Consider the following 20,142-nt stretch of genomic DNA (forward strand, 5'->3'; position numbering starts at 1 on the left):
TGGGGGGCGCGGGCGCGGCACGGAGCCGGTGACAACGGTGGAGGGACAGGAGGAGCGCCGCATCAGAGGCACGGACTGTTCCTCCCGCCGGTTGGAGGTCGACGGAGGCCCGCCGACTGTGCGGTGGCCACGTGGCGGCCCACCGCACCGTGCTCATCCACGCTCGCCGTCGGCCCCCGCGGCGGCAATCGGTCGTTCTGCCCATGCCGCCCCACCCCGTGGATCGGCAGTGCTGCCGATGGACGGATCGACGCCGGGCAGGGTGCCATGAGGCCCTGGCGGGCCGCCGATGGCTGACCGTCGCCGTGCAGCCGTTGATCGATGCCACCGGGGCTGCACAGGCCGATGAGGCGGGGTGGGGACGTGATGACCGTCCAGAAGAGTCCGACCCTCCGGCTGGTGGGGACAGCCACCGGATGAGACGGTCCCCGCCTCGCGCGCTGGCCGTCACCGGTTTGACCGTCGTGTTCCTGGCCGGGTGCTCCGGCACGGCGCCCGACACCTCCTCCGGCGGTCCCCGGCAGCTCGTCGACGTGCCCGCCGAGCAGGTGACCATCACCGGCGCGACCGACAACCCGATCGACCGGCTGGCGCGCAACGCCCTCGCCGACCTCGAGACCTTCTGGGCCGACGCGTTCCCACGGTTCTACCGCGTGGCGTTCCCACCCCTGGCCGGCGGCTACTTCTCCGTCGACAGCTCCGCCCTGGACGCGGCCAGGTACCCGCCCAGCGGCATCGGCTGCCCGGAACACCCGATGGATCCCGCGGCAGTGGCCGGGAACGCCCTCTACAACCCTCGCTGCGACGCCATCGCCTACGACCGGTCGCTGTTGCAGGATCTCGCCGACACCTACGGGCGCTCGCTGCCGGCCGTCGTGCTGGCCCACGAGTTCGGCCATGCCGTCCAGGGACGTGTCGGCTTCGCGGCGAGCGGCCGGAGCATCCAGGACGAGACGCAGGCCGACTGCTTCGCCGGAGCCTGGACGGCCTGGGTCAACGACGGTGAGGCGAGGCACCTGGCGATCGACGAGCGGGATCTCGACGGCGTCCTGCGCGGCTACCTCCTGCTCCGTGACCCCGTCGGCAGCGACCCGGACAACAGCCAGGCCCACGGCTCGTACTTCGACCGGGTCTCGGCGTTCTCCGAAGGCCACGACGGCGGCGTCGCCTCCTGCCGGGACCACTTCGGACCCGACCGGCTCTTCACCGCGGAGACCTTCGACCAGGACGAGCTGGCCAACCGCGGCAACGCCGCGTACGGCGAGACGCTCCTGATCGTCGACAACACCCTCCCCCCGTTCTGGCGTGCCGTGCTCCTGGAGGAGTTCGAGCGGGAGTTCGACGAGCCGACGATCCGCCCCCTCGACCGGATGCCGCCGCCGTGCGCTGAGCGGAGCACCGAGGACCTCGATCTCGCGTTCTGCGAGGCCGACTCGACGGTGTACTACGACGAGACCGAGCTGGCCCGGCCCGCGTACCAGCAGCTGGGGGACTTCGCGGTGATCACCGCGATATCCCTCCCCTACTCGCTCGCCGCCCGCTCGGACCTCGGCCTGTCGATCGATGACGAGGCGGCCACCCGCTCGGCGGTCTGCCTCACGGGCTGGTACGCGGCCCAGGTCTTCAAGGGCGCCTTCGCCGGCTCCGCGGGAGTGCGCATCAGCCCCGGCGACATCGACGAGGCCGTGACGTTCCTGCTGACCTACGGACTGTCGGACCGAGTGTTCCCGGACGTCGACGCGTCCGGGTTCGAACTGCTCCGCGCCTTCCGGAACGGATTCCTGCACGGTGGCGGCCCCTGCGACATCGGACTCCGATGACCACTGTGAGGTCTCGTGTCCTGGTCGATCCCGAGACGCGAGCTCAGCGGCCCGGTCCTCCCACACCCGTCCCTGTCCGTCGGGCGGGGCAGGCCGGCGCGGGCTGAGCGTCGAGATGAAGCAGTGCGCCCCTCAGCCCTGCCGGGTCTGACCGGGTGGGCGTCCGTAGACCTGCTGGTGAGCGGTGACGAACGCGCTCGTCCGGGGGAAGCCCCACCGAGCAGCGACGGCGGGCACGGTGTCGTGGTCGGCGGGATCGGTGTCCACCAGCTCGCGGTGCGCATGGTCCAGTCGCACCCGCCTCACGTAGGTGGTCGGCGTCGAGTCCCGGTGGCGCACGAAGGCCGCCTGCAGCCCGCGCGGCCCGATCCCCGCGGCGGCGGCGATGTCGCTCGTCGTCAGGTCGCGCTCGGCGTTGGCGTCGATGAAGTCGACGGCACGACGCACCACGGCGGGCGTCGCGTGGTCGGGCGGGACACGGCGACGGGTGGCCAGCCGGGTGCTGGGGAAGGTGCCCAGGACAGCCTCGGCCAGCCGCTGGGTCAGCTGCCCGGTCAGCACGGGGCCGGCCGTGGTGCGGTTCCGCAGTACTTCACGCGTCACGTCCTGCACGGTGTCGTTCCAGCGCTGGTCGAGGCCCGGGAGCATCGGCCGTAGCCCGGTGAATCGCAGGGCCAGGTCGTCGAGACCGGTGGTCTCCACCGCGACCCGCTCGACGTCGTCCGCATTCAGGCAGACGCAGTCGACCTCGGCATCGGCCCACAGGACGCTCACCGCCTGATGCGCCGGCAGGAGCACCGGCGTGCCCGGAGGGACGGCGACCTCCTCGCGGCCGGACCGGACCATCATGGCGCCGGCCGACGGTCGGACGACGAGCATCACGTCCGGGGCGACGTTGTTGTCCGCGCTCGTCGAGTACCTCAGCCGCGAGAGCCCGCTGCGGCCGGCCTGCTCGTGCACCGCCTGGAACACGAAGTTCCTGCGGCTGTTGGTCTCCTCCGGCAGGTAGCCGGGATACGTCGCGCGAAGCCAGGTGTGCGCCACGTGCGGGTCCGACGTCACGAGCATGGCCCCTCCTCGTCCCGAGTGGTCAGGAAGCACTCGGTGTGGTCGCCGTGGCAGATCACCGTCGGGACCAGCGTCGCGCGGAGGGCGGGGTGGCGGTATCGGCAGCCCTGCCGAATCGGCCGGCCCGTCGACCCGGCGGGTCCCCCGTCGGGGAGGCGGCCGCGAATCACGTCGACCGCGACAACCGGCGACAGCAGTTCGTGGACGACTCCCGGCTCCGAGGCTCACTGCGTGTCCACCTCGCCGGCACGCGCGATGAGGAGCGAGCTCCCCCGGCCGTTCTGCCGGTGAAGCGCCGGGCGCCGACGATGTACTGGGTTCGACAGATGTTGCGTGCCGTCACCCGGAGACGCGACGGACGACCAGTCCGCCGGGAGTGGGCGCGTCCTTAGCATCGCGGCAAGGCCGGGACGGAGCCGGCGAGCGCCCCGCACGAGGAGAAGCGTTGACGGCATCCCTGCACTTCCCGCGCACCGCCGCGTCCACCGCCGGCGACAACCTTCACGAGCTCCCAGAGTTCGCGGGCCTCGAGGTGCTCGGACTCCTCCCGGACACCGCAGGGCTCGCCGCGGACATCACCTTCGGCGAGGTCACGCTGGCGCCCGGTCAGCGGGTGCCGACCCATCGCAATCCCCAGGCGGAGGCGGTGTTCCTCGTCGAAGGCACCGTCCGACTGTGGCGCCCGGGTGGCTCCGCCGAGCTGTCCGCCCCCGGCGCGGCGTACTTCCCGCCGGGTGAGGCACACTCGCTCCAGTGCCTCGGCAGCCAGCCGGCGCGCCTGCTCGTCGCGTACGCCACCGGCGGGGACCAGAAGACGGTGACCTCGGAGCTGCTGCCCGACACCGCCCTCGAGGGGACGACGAACCCGAGCACGGCACCGTCGGCGGGCCTGTTCGACCGCTGGGCCGTGGCCGAGGACATGGTCGCTTGGGTCCCTGTCGAACCCACCAAGGGGATGCGCCTGCGGTGCCGCTATCTGCTCGAGCCGGCGACCGGCACGAAGGAATTCGTCATCGGCACGGCGGCGGTCGACCCGCAGCTGCACTACACGATCCACCGGCATGCGCCGGCCGAGATCTACCACGTCCTCGAGGGCACCGCGACGATCTACGTGGGCGACGATGCCTACAGGGCAGGTCCCGGCGACACCGTGTACGTCCCCGCATGGGCGCCGCACGGCATCGACACGAACGACGATGACCTGCGGATGTACTGGTTCTACACGCTGGACGCGTGCGACGGCACGTGGGCGTGGGAGCCGCTGGAGCCGGTGTACTCGACGCCGCCGCGCCGCCCTCTGGAAACGGGCCCCCGTCGAGGCTTCCACGTGTGATGCGGAGCACACTCTTCGCGGGCGGGTACGTATTCGACGGCACCGGCTCGGCGCCGTCGCGGGCCGACGTCCTCATCGAGGACGGCGTCATCCGGGCGGTCGGCACGTCCCTCGACGGTGACACCGTCGTCGACACGACCGGTCGGACCGTCCTGCCCGGCCTCATCGACGCTCACGTCCACCTCACGCTGTCCGGCGTGAACCTGGTGGAAAGGCTCGCGAACCCGTTCTCCTTCCACTTCTTCCAGGCGGTGGTCAACTGCCGGCGGACCGTCGCAACCGGGATCACCACCGTGCGGGACGCCGCAGGCGCGGATCTGGGGCTGAAACAGGCCCTCGCCCGCGGGCTGATCAGCGGGCCGCGAGCGCTCATCGCCGTGAACATGATCAGCCAGACCGGGGGCCACAACGACGGCCACCTGAGCTGTGGTCTCGCGGTCGAGCTGTTCCCGCACCACCCCGGGGTGCCGTCCGGCGTCGCCGACGGCCCGGACGAGATGCGCCGGACCGCGCGGACCATGCTCCGGGCCGGCGCGGACGTCATCAAGGTCGCGACGACCGGCGGCGTGCTGTCCCCGTCGGACGACCCGAAGCATGCACACCTGCGCCCGGACGAGCTCGCGGCCCTGGTCGCGGAGGCGGACGCTGCCCACGTCCCCGTCATGGCCCACGCGCAGGGCGCCGAGGGGATCAAGAACGCGGTGCGCGCCGGGGTGCGCTCGATCGAGCACGGCATCTTCCTCGACGACGAGGCGATCGAGCTCATGTTGGCGAAGGGCACCTGGCTGGTCCCGACGCTGCTGGCGCCCCTGTCGGTGATCGAGGCGGCCGAGCGCGGCGAGGTCCACGAGCCGGCCGTGCTGGACAAGGCCCTGGAGGTCGCCGCCGTGCACCGTGACGCGGTGACGCGGGCCGTCGAGGCCGGGGTGCCCATCGCGATGGGGACCGACACCGGCATCGGCCCGCATGGTGACAACCTCCGGGAGCTGCAACTGCTGGTCGACTGCGGGCTCTCTCCGTACCAGGCGTGGGCCGCCGCGACGTCGGGCGCCGCGGTGCTGCTCCGCCTCGCAGACCGGATCGGGAGCATCCAGCCGGGTCTGACCGCCGACCTGGTGATCCTGGACGGCGACCTGACCGACCTGTCCGGGCTGGCCGGCCGCGTCGTGGAGACCTGGCAGGCCGGATGCAGGACCTACCGACGACCCGTCCACGAGGTGGCCCGATGACCGTTCCCGACCAGGCCGTCCCGGACGGCGCGTTGCCGATGATGGCGTCGCTGCGGACGTTCCAGGACTATCACTGGCTGATGCTGAAGGTGTTCTACGACGCGGTGCTGGACGCGCACGGCACGGCAGGTCTCGCCCAGCTGGCCGCGGGCATGCGGCAGGCCGGCGTGTTCCGGGGGACCGCGATGCGAGACCAGCCGGCGTCGTTCGTGGCCGGCCGCGGACCAGCGCAACTGGTCGAGCACTGGGACACCGCAGAATGGCAGCTCGGGGCCGAGGACGGCACGCTCCGGGTCACTGCCGAGGGCCCCACGCTGACGCTGACGCTCCCCGAAGCACCCGGGCGCGCGTACCTCGCGGACCTCCTCGGGGACGTCGACGCGGTCGCGGCCCTCGCGGCGTACTGGGCACCGCTCCTCGACGGGGTGGCGGAGGGCTACGGCTCCGGAGTCGCCATCGAGGTGGATGACCCCACGGTGCGGCCCTGGGGGCTCCGGATCACCGGACCGGACAGGGTGGAGCAGGCGCCCCGGCTCGGCTCACGTACGGCCGACCCGATCCGGATGGTCGAGGTCAACCGGCGGACGACAGGACTGCTCGCGGCGATGCAGATGTACGTCACCAAAGCACTGATCGACACCTTTGACGCATCGGGCGAAGAGACGGTACGGAGGGCGGCCTACCGATTCGGCGCCGATCGGGGGTCAGTGATCCGCGAGCGCATCCTCGCGCTCGGCAAGCCGCTCACGATGGCGAACTTCGCCAGCACGGACGGGCTGCAGGAGCGCGACCCCGGTGAGGCGGTGTTCGTCTTCAAGGAGCGGCAGCACATCAGCGACGGTGCGTACTACCTCGACTGCACGTACTGCCCGCTCGCCGAGGTGTGGGCCACCGAAGGCCCTGAGGGGCTGCGGCTCGGCTACCTCTTCGACTCCTCCAACCACCGCGGACTGTTCCAGAGCTACAACCCGAGCACCGAGGTGCGGTGGACGTCCGTGAAGTCCCGAGGTGACCATGTCTGCCGGTTCCGGTTCACGGTGCCGGAGTTCCTCACCGACAACGACCCCACCCCGGAGGAGTTCGACAACGCACCCGTTCACGACAGTCGGGGGCCCTAGCATGACCGCATGATCGCGGCCCTTCAGCGGATAGCCGACCGACTCGGAACGCTCCTCGACCGACCGGTCGCGATCGACGACATGAAGATCAGGCAGCTCGTCTACACGTACCACCCGGACGGGAACGACGCGGCCCGCGAGCGGGCGATCCTCCAACGCCACGCCAGTCCGGAGATCGTCCGGTGGACCAGCGAACAGAGGGTCTCGGAGCGACACGGGGCCTTCCTGCTGCCGGCCAACCCGAGCATCGGGCTCAGCCTCCCCCGGTGGGGTGCGGTCGCCCGCGTCGACGATCGCGGCGTCGCCTTCGTATGGGTGGCGACGCCGGACGAGGAGCTCGACCCCGCCAGGCAACGGCACATCGTCGCGGCCGCGGAGAGCGTCGCCGAGGTCTTCGCGCGCCAGCGGCGCTTCGACGAGCTCCGCAGCCTCCGGGAACAGGAGTCCCTGAGCGAGCTCCTGTCCGACGACCCCGCGCTGCGGAGCCGGGCCGCCGGCCGGATGGCCGACGGCGATGACTTCATGCATGACGACCCGGTCGCCGCGATCGTGCTGCTGGCGGCCGCGCCTTCCGGTTCCGTGCCGTCCGATCGGGACCGGGCCGCGATGGCCGCAGTGCTCGAGGACGCACGCCTCGCGCTGTCGTCCCGGCAGACCATGGGTCTCGTTCGGCCCGGGCACGGCGTACTGGTGGTCGCCAGGCCCGACGCGACCCGCGACCGGCACGGCACGGCCACCGAGCTCGCCGAGACCGCGCGGGCGCGGCTGGAGCAGGCACTGACCGTGCGGCGGCCCCGTCCGGTGTGGGCGGGCATCGGCGTCACCCGGGCCGGTCTCGCCGATCTGGCCGGGTCGTACCGCGAGGCGCTGCAGGCCGCGGAGGTCTCGGCCGCGCTCAAGGCGCCTGGCAAGACCGTCCACTACGACCAGTTGGGCGTGTATCGCCGGATCGCGCAGCTCGTGTCGGATCGCGCCACAGACGTGGGGCTGCATCCGGGTGTGCGGCTGCTACTGGACCGGGAGGGCGCCGGCGACCACCTCGCCGAGACGCTGGAGGTCTACCTGGACAACGCAGGCGACGCCGTGCGCTCGGCGGAACGGCTGCACGTGCACCGAGCCTCTCTGTACGCGCGGCTCCGGCGGATCGAGGAGCAGACCGGCCTGGACCTCGGCAACGGACAGGACCGGCTGGTGGCGCATCTCGAGCTCAAGATCGCGCGCCTGCAGCGGGTCCGGCGCGGCGCCCACGAAGACCACGACCCCTTCTCCGCCGCACGCTGACCGGCGGCGCCGGCCCACGGCGAGCCGCTCGACAGTTGTCGAACCACGCCGTCGAACGTGCAACAGCTGTCGCCAGATCGGCGGCAATACCCCGTGCCAAACTCCACGAACTCGGGCGGCCAGTGAGCCGGTCCGACAGTCGAGACAACCCACGAAACGACCAAGCTAGGAGACCCACATGCGCGCCCTGAGGTCCGCCTCGGCACAGCGACCGCTGACGCTCGTCGGCGTGACGATGTCGGCGTGCCTCGCGCTGACCGCGTGCGGCTCCGGAGATGCACCGGACGGTGATGACGGCAGCTCCTCGGCGCCGGTGTGGACGGAGACCGACCCGGACCTGGCCGCCGAGCTGGAGGCGGCCGGGAACGACGGCACGCTCGTCGTCGCCACGGACCTCACGATCGGACTGCCGTGGGCGGTCGAGGAGGACGGCGAGCAGACCGGCCTGGACATCGACCTCGCGACAGCTCTCGGCGAGGTGCTGGGGGCGGAGATAGACCTGCAGAACACCAGCTTCGACAGCCTGATCCCCGGCCTCGTGGCGAATCGGTACGACGTGTCGATCTCCGCGATGCTGGACAACAAGAAGCGGCAGGAGCAGGTCGACTTCGTCGACTTCATCATCGACGCATCGGGTTTCATAGTCCCCGTCGACAGCGACCTGGCCGACCTGACGCTTGAGACCAGCTGCGGCCGGACGATCGGCGTGGTGCGCGGCAGCGCCGAGGAGATGTACCTGACCGAGCAGAGCGGGAAGTGCGAGGCCCAGGGCGAGCCCGCCGTGGATCTGCAGGTCTTCCAGCAGCTGCAGCAGGGCGTGCTGGCCGTCACCAGCGGCCGGATCGAGGCCCTCTGCGGTGACAAGCTGCAGAACGCCTATCTCGAGTCGCAGCCGGGCGCGCAGGTCAAGCAGGCCGGCGGTGCCATCAACGAAGCACCGGTCGGCATGGCGCTGCCGAAGGGCAGCGAGCTCGTCCCGGTCTTCCAGAAGGCGCTGCAGGAGCTCATCGACAGCGGGGTCTACCTGGAGATCCTGAAGAAGTACGGCGTCGAGGGCGGCGCGCTCGAGACGGCGACCGTGAACGACGCCCGCAACTGACGATGGATGCGCGTCGCAACACCGGGGCGGGCGGCTCTCCGGAGCCGCCCGCCGGGGACGTGAGGACCGCGCCACCCCCTGGTGGCGTGACAACAGTCCCGCCCGCCGGCGAGGTGAAGGCGGTGCCGCTGCGGCATCCGGGCCGGTGGGTGGCCGCCGCCCTGGTCCTCCTCGTGGCCGCCGCCCTGGTCGAGTCCCTCGTCACCAACGAGCGGTTCATGTGGGACGTCGTCGCGGAGTACGTGTTCTCCTCCGCGATTCTCGAGGGCCTGTGGACGACGCTGTGGCTCACCGCCGTCTCGATGGCGATCGCCGTCGTGCTGGGCGTGCTGGTCGCGCTCATGCGGCTGTCCCCGAACCCGGTCCTGAGAACCGCGGCGAACTTCTACACCTGGTTCTTCCGCGGCACGCCACTGCTGGTTCAGCTGATCTTCCTCTTCAACATCTCCGCGCTCTACCCGGTGATCGGCCTGGGCCTGCCTTTCGGGCCGACCCTGGTAGAGCTCCCGGTCAACGACATCCTCACGCCGGCGGTGGTCGCGATCGTCGGTCTGTCCCTGAACGAGTCCGCCTACATGGCGGAGATCGTTCGGGCCGGCGTGAACTCGGTGGACCGCGGGCAGACGGAGGCGGCGCAGGCGCTGGGCCTCCCGCGGTCGACGGTGATGCGGCGAATCGTGCTGCCGCAGGCGATGCGGGTGATCATCCCGCCGACCGGCAACGAGACGATCTCGATGCTGAAGTACACCTCGCTGGTGTCTGTCATCGCGCTGCCCGAGCTGCTCTACTCCGCGCAGATCATCTACTCCCGGACGTTCGAGACGATTCCGCTGCTCGTCGTCGCCAGCTTGTGGTACCTGATCGTCACCAGCGTCCTCACGGTCGGGCAGACCTTCATCGAACGGAGGTTCTCCCGGGACCGGCGCGGCGGCGGGACGGTTGCGCAGGCCTTCCGGCGCCAACTTCGCCCGCACGCGGCAGTGACCGCGTTGTCCCGGCCTGAGGGTGGACACCCGTGACCGCCGACACGATGGTCAAGCTGCACGGGATCCGCAAGTCCTTCGGACGCCTCGAGGTCCTCGCCGGGGTGGACCTCGAGGTGGGCGCCGGAGAGGTGCTCTGCCTCATCGGCCCCTCGGGCTCCGGCAAGTCCACGTTGCTGCGGTGCATCAACCACCTCGAGAAGGTCGACGCCGGGCACATCGAGGTCGACGGCGAGCTGGTCGGGTACCGCCGCAAAGGCCACAAGGTGTACGAGCTGAAGGACCGCGAGATCTGCCGCAAGCGTGAGCAGATCGGGATGGTGTTCCAGCAGTTCAACTTGTTCCCGCACATGACCGTGCTCCGCAACATCGTCGAAGCGCCGGTGCGGCTCGGCCGAATGAGCCAGCGGGACAGCGAAGCCGCGGGCCGCGAGCTGCTCGGCAAGGTCGGGCTGTCCGAGAAGGAGTCGGCGTACCCGTGGCAGCTGTCCGGAGGACAGCAGCAGCGCGTCGCGATCGCCCGCGCGCTCGCGATGCGCCCCAAGCTGATGCTGTTCGACGAGCCGACCTCCGCGCTCGATCCCGAGCTCGTCGGCGACGTCCTCGCCGTCATGACCGATCTCGCTCGGGACGGTATGACGATGATCGTCGTCACCCACGAGATGGCGTTCGCGCGCGAGGTCGCGGACCGCGTCGTCTTCATGGATCAGGGCCAGCTGGTCGAGCAGGGGCCGCCCGAGCAGGTGCTGGGGCGGCCGTCGCACGAGCGCACCAAGGCGTTCCTTCGCCGCGTGCTCTAGGCCTCCACGCCACCACGTTCAACTGCGCCCGCGTCGGGTGCACCGGAAGGAGCAGTCGTGACAGCACGCCAGGAGTGGCTGGACCGGCACGGGGTCGCGCACCTCAAGGAGCCCGGACTCGTCCTGAACGGCAAGTTCGAGGACCGCCACGAGCCGCGGATCTGGAACTGGTTGCGGCCCTGGGACTTCGCCTCGCCGTTCGACGTCGGGATCATCGGCGCCGGGCTCTCGACCACCTCGATCCTCCCGACCGCGTGCTTCGCCGCGCCCGACGCACTGCGACTGTCCACTCCGTCGTTCACGACGTACAGCCCGGACTTCGACGTCGACATCGCCACGATGGTCGCTCGCGACCTGGGCGACATCGGGATGCCGATTCTCGATCAGCGGGAGGCGCTGCAGCGGATCGAAGACACCATGGAGGCCCTGTGGCGCGCGTCCGGCGACGCGTTCCTCGTGCTGATCGGCGGCGACCACGCGGTGACCGCGCCCGCCGCCCGTGCGTACGCCCGCTCCCACCCGGGGCAGAAGATGGGACTGATCCACTTCGACGCGCACAACGACGTGCGCGTGATGGACCACGGCCCGACCAACGGCACGCCGATCCGCCAGCTCCTCGAGTCGGGCCTGCCGTTCTCCGGCGAGAACCTGGTGCAGGTCGGCATCCACGGGTTCATGAATGCCAGCTACTACAAGCGGTGGGTGGAAGGACACGGCGGGACGATCATCACCGGGCGTCAGGTGCGCCGGGCCGGGATCGACGCCGTGATCGAGGAGGCGGTGCAGATCGCCTGCGAGGGCACCGACGCCGTGTACGTCACCGTCGACATCGACGTGCTGGAGCTCGCTTACGGCACCGGGACCGGGGCCGCGACTCCGGAGGGCCTGCACCCGATGGACCTGTACGAGGCACTGTTCGCGCTGGGCCAGAACCCGAAGGTGGCCGCGATCGACTTCGTGGAGCACGACCCCGCCCGGGACGTGTCCACGATGACCGGCCGCACGATGACCGGCGCGCTGCTCACCTTTCTCGCCGGACTGTTCCTGCGGCGCAACGACGGCTGGCGCGGCTACGACCCGACGCCCATCACCGGGGACGACCTCTAGCCGGCATGGTCTACGAGGTGGTGGGGTGGTTCGGAGCGGCGTTGGGACTCGCGGCCTACGGGCTCGCCGCGCGAGGGCGGTGGCCCGCGACAGGCTGGCGGAACGCGGTCGCAAACATCGTCGCCGGGAGCTGTCTCCTGGTGAACGGCCTGCACCACTCGGCGCTTCCGTCGGTCGGTCTCAACGTCGTGTGGACGCTCATCGGGATCGGGACGCTGTTGCGCGCCCGGGGCCTCCCCCAGAGGGCCGCGGGCACCGTCGTGGGCGCCCCTCTCGACGCGGACGAGTAACCCCGGTCAGCGCGACCCGCCACTACCTCGGTGAGCCTCGACGGCCTGAGTGCCCCGAGGGCAGGGAATACGAGCCGTGATCCTCAAGGAAACGCCCTTCGACGCCTCGGCAGCTGCGGTGCTTGTACGGTGCAGCGAGATGGGAATCTCAGCCACTGCAGGCTTGACCGAGAACGTGCAACCGGGCGTCGACATGAAGCTGCTCGGCCACAGCCAGGTGCGCACGGAGATGGACAGGAACAGGCACCTCCTGTCCGTCCTGGCCCGCGACGCGGCGGACCGCGTGGGCGCCTCCTGCACACAGGTGAGACGAGACGAACTGCAACCCCGGAAACGTCGACTCAGGGTTCGACGAAGGAGGACCTGCTCACAAGGGTGGGGCTGAGGGGACTCGAACCCCTGACCGGCACACTGCCAGGGCGGCTTGAGCGGGTCCGAGAACGTTCGCCGACGTACTCACGCAAGTCAGAGGAGAGTGAGATCTCGACGACCCCCTGAACGCCACGCCTCGGCCACCATCGTGGCACCACAAGGAGGGACTGACCTCGCTCCGATTGACTCGTGCCGGTAGAGGCGAGACCCGCTGCGGCCGCGCGAGTGACGTTTCCATTTTCGATCGGGGTGAGCTGGCCAAGTGGCGTCGCCGCCCGTCCGGGGGTCCCTATGGTCTGGCTCCGAGCAGCACCACACCGGGGAGGACATCGAGCCCCGCAGACCATGCATTCGCCCACCTCTTCGGAACTCCTGCCCTTCCGACCGGGGCCCGCCGTGTCACCGCGGCGGCTCAGGCGCTGTGCAGGTCTTCTCGTCTGCGGTCGGTCTTGTAGGGCGCGGGGGCGACGGTGGCTCGGATCTCCTTCTGCGGGCCGCCGGGGTTGCCCCAGTGGACCGTCACCGGCGTCCCGACCTCGGCGTGGGCGACGTCGAGGGTGCCGAGCGAGAGCATCTCCCGGAAGTAGTAGCTGTAGCCGCGGGAGGTCGCCACCCCGACGTGCTCGCCGTCCCGCGTGACCCTGTCCGCCCACATGAACCCGCGCTGGTCACGCGGCATGTCCATGAACGGGTAGTTCTCCCCGGGCCGGAAGAGCGACGCGTGCACGTCGAGGACGTCGTCGGCGTTCCACACGAGGGTGCGGATCGTCCGACGGGGATTGGCCTTCTCCGCCTCGAGTGCCTCTCGACCGAGGAAGTCGTGGTCGAACTTGATGTTGCGGCCCCAGCCGAGCTCGACCGGGCTGCGGTAGTACTCGGAGATGTCCTGCCCGTCGTAGGAGCCTGCGATGTAGGCGGGCTGGGCGAACGCGGGCATCGACGCGGTGAACAGCTCCAGGTAGTCCGCGGTCTCCGGCTCGAAGATCGCCGGGATGTAGTCCGTCGCGATGGTGGGGAAGCACGCCTCGAGGTGGTTGATCGGTGCCGTCCGGCCGCCGAGCTTGCGGATTCCGAACTCCTGGCCCGCCTCGAGGACGGCGTCGTACACCTCCTGCTTGTGCTCGACAGGCCCCTGGAGTTCGAAGCCGATCTCGCCCGCCATGCCCTGACGGAGGGCGTAGACCTCGTGGCCGGCGACGGTGATGGTGTTGACGTACATGAAGCCGGTGTCGCGCAGCCCGCTTCCGGCGATCTTGTCCAGCACGTTGACCGACTGCGGACCGGACACCTGGAGGATGAACCAGTCGTCCCTCTCCACCTGCACGTCGTAGTCGGTGGAGGCGAGGTGGTGGCTGGCCCAGAACCCTCCGCGTCCGTGGAGCATGAACTCCTCGGGCCCGAACCGGGTGAGAACGCCTTCGTGGATGACCTTGCCGTTCCGGTTGGTGTGGATCGCGTGCTTGGACTGGCCGATGTCGAACCTCGCGAAGCTGTTGACCGTGATCTCGCTCAGCAACGCCAGGACGTCCGGCCCGGTGAAGCGGTGCTGCCAGAGGAACGACCAGTCCCCGATGTAGCAGGTCTGCTTCCACGACAGGCTCTCGTCCAGCCAATCGGTGTATTCGGGCTCACCGAAGCGGCTCCAGGCGTATCCCTCGGGAGCCCGACGCATGCGGCTGACTGAATAGTCCATCGACGTCCTCGCTGTGGTGTCGGCAGGCGCTGTCCACCTCGGACGCTAGGCCCCGCTCCCCCCGGAGTCAGCGCGAGCGGTGGTTCTCGCGGGCGTCGTTCGGGCAGGAGCGGCAACGGCGCACGTGCCGGCCGACTCGAAGATCCCCGGCGTGGGCGCGCGACAAGCCGCCGAGGGCATCCGTCGCGTTGTCGTTGGATCGAGGCCCCTACCTATGCTCGAGCCCCACGTGGACGAGCTAGGGCGGCGCGCCGATGAACTCAGCCCCATCCTCCGTGGCTCCGTTGGGAGCAGGAGCCCTGATCCTGGCCGGCGGCTCGCTCGGCCCGGTGCCGTTCGAGGAGCGGCTAGGTGCGGCAGTGGCCGGAGGCTTCGACGGGATCGGCCTGTCGGTGGCGGAGTACCTGCGCCTGCGCGATGAGGGGTACGCGGTCTCCCAGATGCGCGAGGCGCTGGACCGCCATGGCTTACGCCTGGCCGAGCTGACCGTCTTCACGGGCTTCTCGGCGCCCGACGCGCTGGTCGGGACCGCGCCGACCCCCCACCTCCGCTATACGGACCGGCAGACGGAAGCGACCTTCTTCGAGATGGCCGAGGCTTTCGGTGCCCGCCATCTGCAGGCCGTCGGCACCTTCGGCACCGACGTTCTCGAGGAGGATGCGGCGGAGAGGTTCGCGGGGCTCTGTGATCGCGCAGCGGAATCCGGCCTGCTGGTGGCCCTGGAGTTCGTTCCCACCACGAACGTCCCGGACGCCGGCGTCGCCCAACGCGTCGTGGCGGCAGCCGGCCGCCCCAACGGCGGGTTGTGCGTCGACAGCTGGCACCACTTCCGGGGCCGCGCGGACGACGACCTGCTCCGCGCGATGGATCCCGACCGGGTGATCATGATCCAGCTTGACGACGGACCCCGCTCCCCGCAGGACCCCGACTTCATCACCGACACCGTGCTGAACCGGCTGCCACCCGGCGAAGGCGACTTCGACCTGACGTCCTTCCTGCGCCTGCTCCGGGGTATGGGCGTGCAGGCACCGATCTCCGTCGAGGTCCTGTCGGCTGACCTCCGAGCCCGAGCGGCCGCCGAGGTGGCCACTCTCCTCGGGGACGCGACCCGCAGCGTGATCATCGCCAGCACGAACCCCCGCACGTGACAGCCATCGAGACGACCAGCGTCAGGGAGCGGCAAGCATGGTGCACGTAGGTCTCCTCATGACCGACATCCCCAAGACCGTCAGCCCGCGGCAGCAGTTCGAGGACACGCTGCGCGTCGTCGACGCGGCACAGGAGGCCGGCTTCACCCACATCACCTTCGGCCAGCACTTCCTCTACGGCGACCTCAGCTACCTGCAGCCGGTGCCGTTGCTCGCCCGGCTCGCGGCGCACGTGGACCCGCACGTCCGCCTGGTGACCAGCGTGCTCATCACGCCGCTGTACCACCCGGTGATGCTCGCCGAGGAGCTGGCGACCCTCGACGTCGTGACGGAGGGGCGACTGGTCGTCGGGGCGGGCATCGGGTACCGGCCCGACGAGTTCCGCGACTTCGAGATCCCGTTCCGGGAACGTGCGCCGCGCACCGACGAGATCCTCGACATCATGGTCCGGCTCTGGACGGAGGAGGAGGTCACCCACCACGGGCGGTTCTGGAACCTGGAGGGGGTTCGGCCGCATCTCCTGCCGGTGCAGCAGCCACACCCGCCGATCTGGATCGGCGCGCACAGCGATGCGGGTGCCCGCCGGGCCGGGCGGTTCGGCGACGCCTTCACGGTGCCTCCCGAGACGACCGTCGCCCAGGTGCGCGAACGCTTCGAGATCGTCCGAGCCGGTTTCGCGGCCCGTGGCAAGCCCTTCGGTCCGCAGCCCCTGCGCCGCAACATCTTCGTCGCCGACACGCACGAGGCGGCGGTCGAGGGCTACGCGAAGGTGACGCAGGCGCGGTACCTGACCTACCGGGACCGCGGGCTGGACGTGCTGAAGGACGCCGACCTGCGGGGCGACTTCGAGCAGGCGGTGTCCGACCACGCCGTCCTCGGCACTCCGGACGAGGTCATCGCCGCGCTGACCGACATCGTCACCACGCTGCCGGTCGACCCTCTCCTCTTCCGTCCGCAGTGGCCCACCATGAGCGCCGACGAGGGGATCGCCACCATCCGGCGGCTCGGTCGCGAGATTCTCCCCGCGCTGGCAGCCGTCGCACCGCTGACCTCCATGCCGGACTGACCGGCCCGCGTCGATCCCGCCGTCGCGGGGTCCTGTTGCCTGGCCCCAGAAGCGACGCCGGCCGCTCTCCGTGCGCCCCGCCTCGTAGCCGTCGGCCACGTAATCGGAGGGCTCTGAGGCGATACGAGTCTGCCGGTTGAGCATGGAACTCTGCGCTCAAGTACCAGACCGCACCACACGTGCCTCCTAGCGTCGGGCGTCATCAGACCCCGCCGGGGTCCGCGCCGGAGGAGGAGACATGCCGGACACCCTCACCAGCAGGGAGCTGCACGAGATCGACGACGCGAACGCCAGCGGAAGACGGCCGGTGTTGTTCGTACACGGCCTGTGGTTGCTGGCCAGCAGCTGGGACCGTTGGCGCCATGTGTTCGAGTCGGCAGGCTTCACAACCGTGGCGCCGGGCTGGCCGGACGACCCGGAGACCGTGCAGGAGGCCCGCGCGAACCCGGACGTGTTCGCGCGCAAGATGGTGCATCAGGTCACGGACCACTACGCCGAGGCCATCGGGCGCCTGGACCGCAAGCCGGCCGTCGTCGGGCACTCCTTCGGCGGCCTGTTCGCGCAGATGCTCGCAGCCGAGGGACTCTCGGTGACGACGGTGGCGATCGACCCGTCTCCCTTCCGCGGAGTGCTGCCCGTGCCGACGTCGACCATCAAGGCCTCGGCCGCGGTGCTCAGCAACCCGGCCAACCGCGGACGCGCGATCGCGCTGACCTTCGAACAGTTCACCTACGGCTGGGGTAACGCGCTGTCGGAGGAGGAGGCACGGCGGCTCTACGAGGAGTTCCACGTCGCCGGTTCGGGCGTCCCGATCTTCCAGGCGGTCGCGGCGAACCTGAACCCGTTCACAGAGATCAAGGTGAACACGCACGCCGCCGACCGCGGGCCGCTGCTGATCATCTCCGGCGAGAAGGACCACCAGGTGCCCCGCGCCCTCAGCCATGGCGCCTACAAGCACCAGAAGCACAACACCGCCATCACCGAATTCGTGGAGCTGCCCAACCGCGGCCACTCGCTGACCATCGACTCGGGCTGGCGCGAGGTGGCCGACACCGCCCTGAACTTCGTGAAGGCGCACAGCCGCATGCCGGAAGCCGTCTGACCGCCAGCGCCCGACCAAGCAGGCACGGTCGGCCACATCGGCCGACCGGCCCGGTCCGCATCGCCATGTCCACCGACACGACAGAGGTCCGTCATGCCCGCCAACCCGCACCAACTGTCCCTCGAGCCCGCCGCCCAGGCTTTCGTCGAGGCAACGGCGGCTCCCCCGTACCTTTACCAGTTGGCTCCGGAAGACGGCCGCACGACCGTCGACGGGGTGCAGAGCAGCGAGATCTTCAAGCCGGCAGTCGCCGAAGAGTGGATCTCCGTCGCGGGCGGGCCCACCGGATCGGTCCGGGCGCGCATCGTCCGACCGCCCGGTACCGATGATGTGCTGCCGGTCATCGTCTACGTCCACGGCGCCGGGTGGGTCTTCGGGGACGCGCACACCCACGACCGGCTCGTCCGCGATCTCGCCCTGGGCGCGCACGCTGCCGTCGTCTTCCCGGAGTACGACCGCTCACCCGAGGCTCGGTACCCGGTTGCCATCGAACAGTGCTACGCCGTCGCCGCATGGCTGGCACAGGCGGGCGCGGAGCGCTCGTTGGACCCCGCCCGGATCGCGGTCGCCGGTGACTCGGTCGGCGGCAACATGGCGGCTGCGCTGACGCTGCTGGCCAAGGAACGGGGTGACGTCTCCTTCGTGCAGCAGGTGCTCTTCTACCCGGTGACGGACGCCGCGTTCGACACCGGCTCCTACGAGCAGTTCGCCGAAGGCTACTTCCTCGCCCGTGACGGCATGAAGTGGTTCTGGAATCAGTACACGACCGACCCGGATGAGCGCGCCCAGATCACTGCGTCCCCGCTACGGGCAACCCTCGGGCAGCTGGCCGGGCTGCCCCCGGCGCTGGTGATAACCGCCGAGGCCGACGTTCTGCGCGACGAGGGCGAGGCATACGCGGCCAGGTTGCGCGCCGCCGGGGTGCCGACAACAGCAGTCCGCTACGCCGGGATCATTCACGACTTCGTCATGCTCAACGCCCTGCACGAGACCAATGCGGCCAGGGCCGCGGTCGCTCAGGCCAATGCGGTTCTGCAGGCGGCCCTGCACGACACCTCCGCCCCCGTACCGACGTTTGCGCCGGCGGTCGCCTGAGCCAACGTGCTCGCCGCCCGCGGTCGTTCGCCACGGCGCCGTTGCGTCAGACCCGACAACTGCACGATGAGCAAGACATCGTGCGCAACGATCCGGTACGCACGGGACGCCGAATTCACTACCCTCGCGCCATCCAGCGGTGCCCGGCTCCCATGGACGCCGGACCTCGTGGTGCATCCCAACGGCCACAACGGTGCTCCCTGCACCGACAACCGAGAGGGACCACTGTGGCGGTGCTCCTCGACACGACGAGAATGACCGCACTCCAGCGTTGCCAGGCGATGTCGGTGTTCCTCGAGGGCGTGTCGACGCCGATGAAGTTCGATCTCAGCCGTCCGGTTGCAGACATGCAGACGTGGACGGCGTCCTGGTCGCTGGGCGGACTCAAGGTGCTGCAGGCGCAAGGCTCAGCGATACGCGGCGTCCGGGGTGCGCACGAAGTCGACGCCACCCCCGACGCCCACCTTGTGATTGCCTACGCCGCCCACGGCGTCACCACGTTCACGCGCCGGGAAGACGAGTTTCGTTGTCACCCGGGCGCCCTGCTGCTGTACGACACGACCGAGCCGCACAGCCAAGCCCAGCCTGACGGCCACAACATCTTCGGCTTCATGATCGATCAGCGCGACCTCGGCCTCCCGAGCAAGGTGATCCGGCGAGCGGTACGAAATCCGCAGGCAAGCCCGATCTACGAGCTCCTGCTCCGACACATCGTCCGCTGCTGTGCCGCCCTGCCGTCACTCGAGGACACGCCCGCAGCGCAGGCCCTCCGCGAGGTCACCGTCGATCTGACCCGGACTCTGGTCGCCACGGCCGGAGGGACGGCTCCGGAAGCCGTCGACACACTTCACAGCTCTATTCCGATGCGCGTCGAGCAATACGTGCTGGAGCACCTCGGCGATCCTTCGTTGTCGGCCACACAGGTCGCGGCCGCTCACTACATCTCCGTGCGACAGCTGTACTACTTGTGGTCCGCCCACAGCGACCAGGGCCTCGCAGAGTGGGTCATGAGCCAACGTCTGGAACGCGCCAGCCGCCAGCTGGCAGTTGGCCGAGAGGCCATCACGTCGGTCGCGCATCGCTACGGCTTCGCCGACGCCACCCACTTCAGCCGGCGCTTCCGCGAACGCTACGGGGCGACGCCACGCGAGTGGCGCGCCCTATGGCGGGAGCTTCCTGGCCCATCCATCGACTGACAACCGTTCCGGCGATGTCCGACGTCGGACGCCCCGCCTTCGACGAGGCGGTCCTGGGATGCTGCCAGGCATTGCCGCCCTGGTGAATCCACGCCGGACATCCTTCGATCCGTCGTCAACGAGGCGTTCGCGCGCAGTGGAAGCTGCGCTGGCCGAACCGGCTCGACCGGCACATGCACAGCCAGGGTCCGCCGCAACTCTGACCCTGCAACAAGCCTGGTCCCTGACTGGGCCCGCCTTGGGTCACTGGTCAGCGCCCCGACTTCCAGGCGCAGACCTTCCTCCAGTCGTCACCCGCCAGTTGCTCCACCCGCACGCAACTCTCCGCCGGGACTGGGTGGG

General features: G+C 70.0%; 17 protein-coding genes. 15 read left to right on the forward strand and 2 right to left on the reverse strand.

Going from position 1 to position 20,142, the window contains the following annotated elements:
• The first annotated feature begins 203 nt into the window (after positions 1 to 203).
• The gene (locus E4P40_RS04610) at positions 204 to 1,820 is read left to right on the forward strand and encodes a neutral zinc metallopeptidase (protein WP_135157665.1); all 1,617 of its coding nucleotides are present in this window, start codon (positions 204 to 206) and stop codon (positions 1,818 to 1,820) included.
• A 132-nt stretch (positions 1,821 to 1,952) separates the two neighbouring features.
• Here the strand turns inward: E4P40_RS04610 and E4P40_RS04615 are convergent, their stop codons facing one another.
• Complete coding sequence (locus E4P40_RS04615) at positions 1,953 to 2,888, reverse strand: AraC family transcriptional regulator (RefSeq protein WP_135157663.1); 936 nt, start codon at positions 2,886 to 2,888, stop codon at positions 1,953 to 1,955.
• Between the two features lie 445 nt (positions 2,889 to 3,333).
• Between E4P40_RS04615 and E4P40_RS04620 the strand changes: the two genes are divergently transcribed.
• The 9 genes from E4P40_RS04620 to E4P40_RS04660 all read left to right on the forward strand — a co-directional run bounded on the left by E4P40_RS04620 (position 3,334) and on the right by E4P40_RS04660 (position 12,128).
• Positions 3,334 to 4,221 carry a cupin domain-containing protein gene (locus tag E4P40_RS04620; protein ID WP_135157661.1) on the forward strand — a complete coding sequence of 296 codons (888 nt, stop codon included), beginning with the start codon at positions 3,334 to 3,336 and terminating at the stop codon, positions 4,219 to 4,221.
• Positions 4,221 to 5,450 carry an amidohydrolase family protein gene (locus E4P40_RS04625; protein ID WP_135157659.1) on the forward strand — a complete coding sequence of 410 codons (1,230 nt, stop codon included), beginning with the start codon at positions 4,221 to 4,223 and terminating at the stop codon, positions 5,448 to 5,450. Before E4P40_RS04620 ends, E4P40_RS04625 begins: the two co-directional genes overlap by 1 nt.
• On the forward strand, positions 5,447 to 6,568 hold the full coding sequence (locus tag E4P40_RS04630; RefSeq protein WP_167762105.1) for an L-2-amino-thiazoline-4-carboxylic acid hydrolase: 1,122 nt from the start codon (positions 5,447 to 5,449) through the stop codon (positions 6,566 to 6,568). The genes E4P40_RS04625 and E4P40_RS04630 overlap by 4 nt, the downstream gene beginning before the upstream one ends.
• Positions 6,569 to 6,577: 9 nt before the next feature.
• Positions 6,578 to 7,849, forward strand: coding sequence for a helix-turn-helix domain-containing protein (locus E4P40_RS04635; RefSeq protein WP_135157655.1), 1,272 nt, complete (start codon positions 6,578 to 6,580; stop codon positions 7,847 to 7,849).
• 178 nt (positions 7,850 to 8,027) lie between these two features.
• Positions 8,028 to 8,948, forward strand: a complete 921-nt coding sequence (locus E4P40_RS04640) for an ABC transporter substrate-binding protein (protein WP_135157653.1) — start codon at positions 8,028 to 8,030, stop codon at positions 8,946 to 8,948.
• An 86-nt stretch (positions 8,949 to 9,034) separates the two neighbouring features.
• The gene (locus E4P40_RS04645) at positions 9,035 to 9,967 is read left to right on the forward strand and encodes an amino acid ABC transporter permease (protein ID WP_245160133.1); all 933 of its coding nucleotides are present in this window, start codon (positions 9,035 to 9,037) and stop codon (positions 9,965 to 9,967) included.
• Positions 9,968 to 9,978: 11 nt separating this feature from the next.
• Entirely contained in the window at positions 9,979 to 10,731 is a 753-nt protein-coding gene (locus E4P40_RS04650; protein ID WP_135157699.1) for an amino acid ABC transporter ATP-binding protein, read from the forward strand.
• 57 nt (positions 10,732 to 10,788) lie between these two features.
• Positions 10,789 to 11,838 (forward strand): agmatinase family protein, encoded by a 1,050-nt coding sequence (locus tag E4P40_RS04655; RefSeq protein ID WP_135157649.1) that lies wholly within the window; start codon positions 10,789 to 10,791, stop codon positions 11,836 to 11,838.
• Positions 11,839 to 11,843: 5 nt separating this feature from the next.
• On the forward strand, positions 11,844 to 12,128 hold the full coding sequence (locus E4P40_RS04660; RefSeq protein WP_135157647.1) for a hypothetical protein: 285 nt from the start codon (positions 11,844 to 11,846) through the stop codon (positions 12,126 to 12,128).
• A 784-nt stretch (positions 12,129 to 12,912) separates the two neighbouring features.
• On the opposite strand, the gene E4P40_RS04665 is transcribed toward E4P40_RS04660, so the two are convergent.
• Positions 12,913 to 14,193, reverse strand: a complete 1,281-nt coding sequence (locus E4P40_RS04665) for an aminomethyltransferase family protein (RefSeq protein WP_209305190.1) — start codon at positions 14,191 to 14,193, stop codon at positions 12,913 to 12,915.
• Positions 14,194 to 14,477: 284 nt separating this feature from the next.
• Here E4P40_RS04665 and E4P40_RS04670 point away from each other — a divergent pair, with 284 nt between their 5' ends.
• From E4P40_RS04670 to E4P40_RS04690, 5 genes are all read left to right on the forward strand, one after another.
• Complete coding sequence (locus E4P40_RS04670; RefSeq protein WP_167762104.1) at positions 14,478 to 15,341, forward strand: sugar phosphate isomerase/epimerase family protein; 864 nt, start codon at positions 14,478 to 14,480, stop codon at positions 15,339 to 15,341.
• A gap of 58 nt (positions 15,342 to 15,399) precedes the next feature.
• The gene (locus tag E4P40_RS04675; protein WP_209305189.1) at positions 15,400 to 16,407 is read left to right on the forward strand and encodes an LLM class flavin-dependent oxidoreductase; all 1,008 of its coding nucleotides are present in this window, start codon (positions 15,400 to 15,402) and stop codon (positions 16,405 to 16,407) included.
• Between the two features lie 238 nt (positions 16,408 to 16,645).
• The gene (locus E4P40_RS04680) at positions 16,646 to 17,509 is read left to right on the forward strand and encodes an alpha/beta hydrolase (protein ID WP_135157640.1); all 864 of its coding nucleotides are present in this window, start codon (positions 16,646 to 16,648) and stop codon (positions 17,507 to 17,509) included.
• Positions 17,510 to 17,602: 93 nt separating this feature from the next.
• Positions 17,603 to 18,604 carry an alpha/beta hydrolase gene (locus E4P40_RS04685; protein ID WP_135157638.1) on the forward strand — a complete coding sequence of 334 codons (1,002 nt, stop codon included), beginning with the start codon at positions 17,603 to 17,605 and terminating at the stop codon, positions 18,602 to 18,604.
• Between the two features lie 227 nt (positions 18,605 to 18,831).
• Positions 18,832 to 19,800: a helix-turn-helix domain-containing protein gene (locus E4P40_RS04690; RefSeq protein WP_167762103.1), complete on the forward strand. Its 969-nt coding sequence runs from the start codon at positions 18,832 to 18,834 to the stop codon at positions 19,798 to 19,800.
• The last annotated feature ends 342 nt before the right edge of the window (positions 19,801 to 20,142 follow it).

Source organism: Blastococcus sp. CT_GayMR20 (assembly GCF_004570345.1).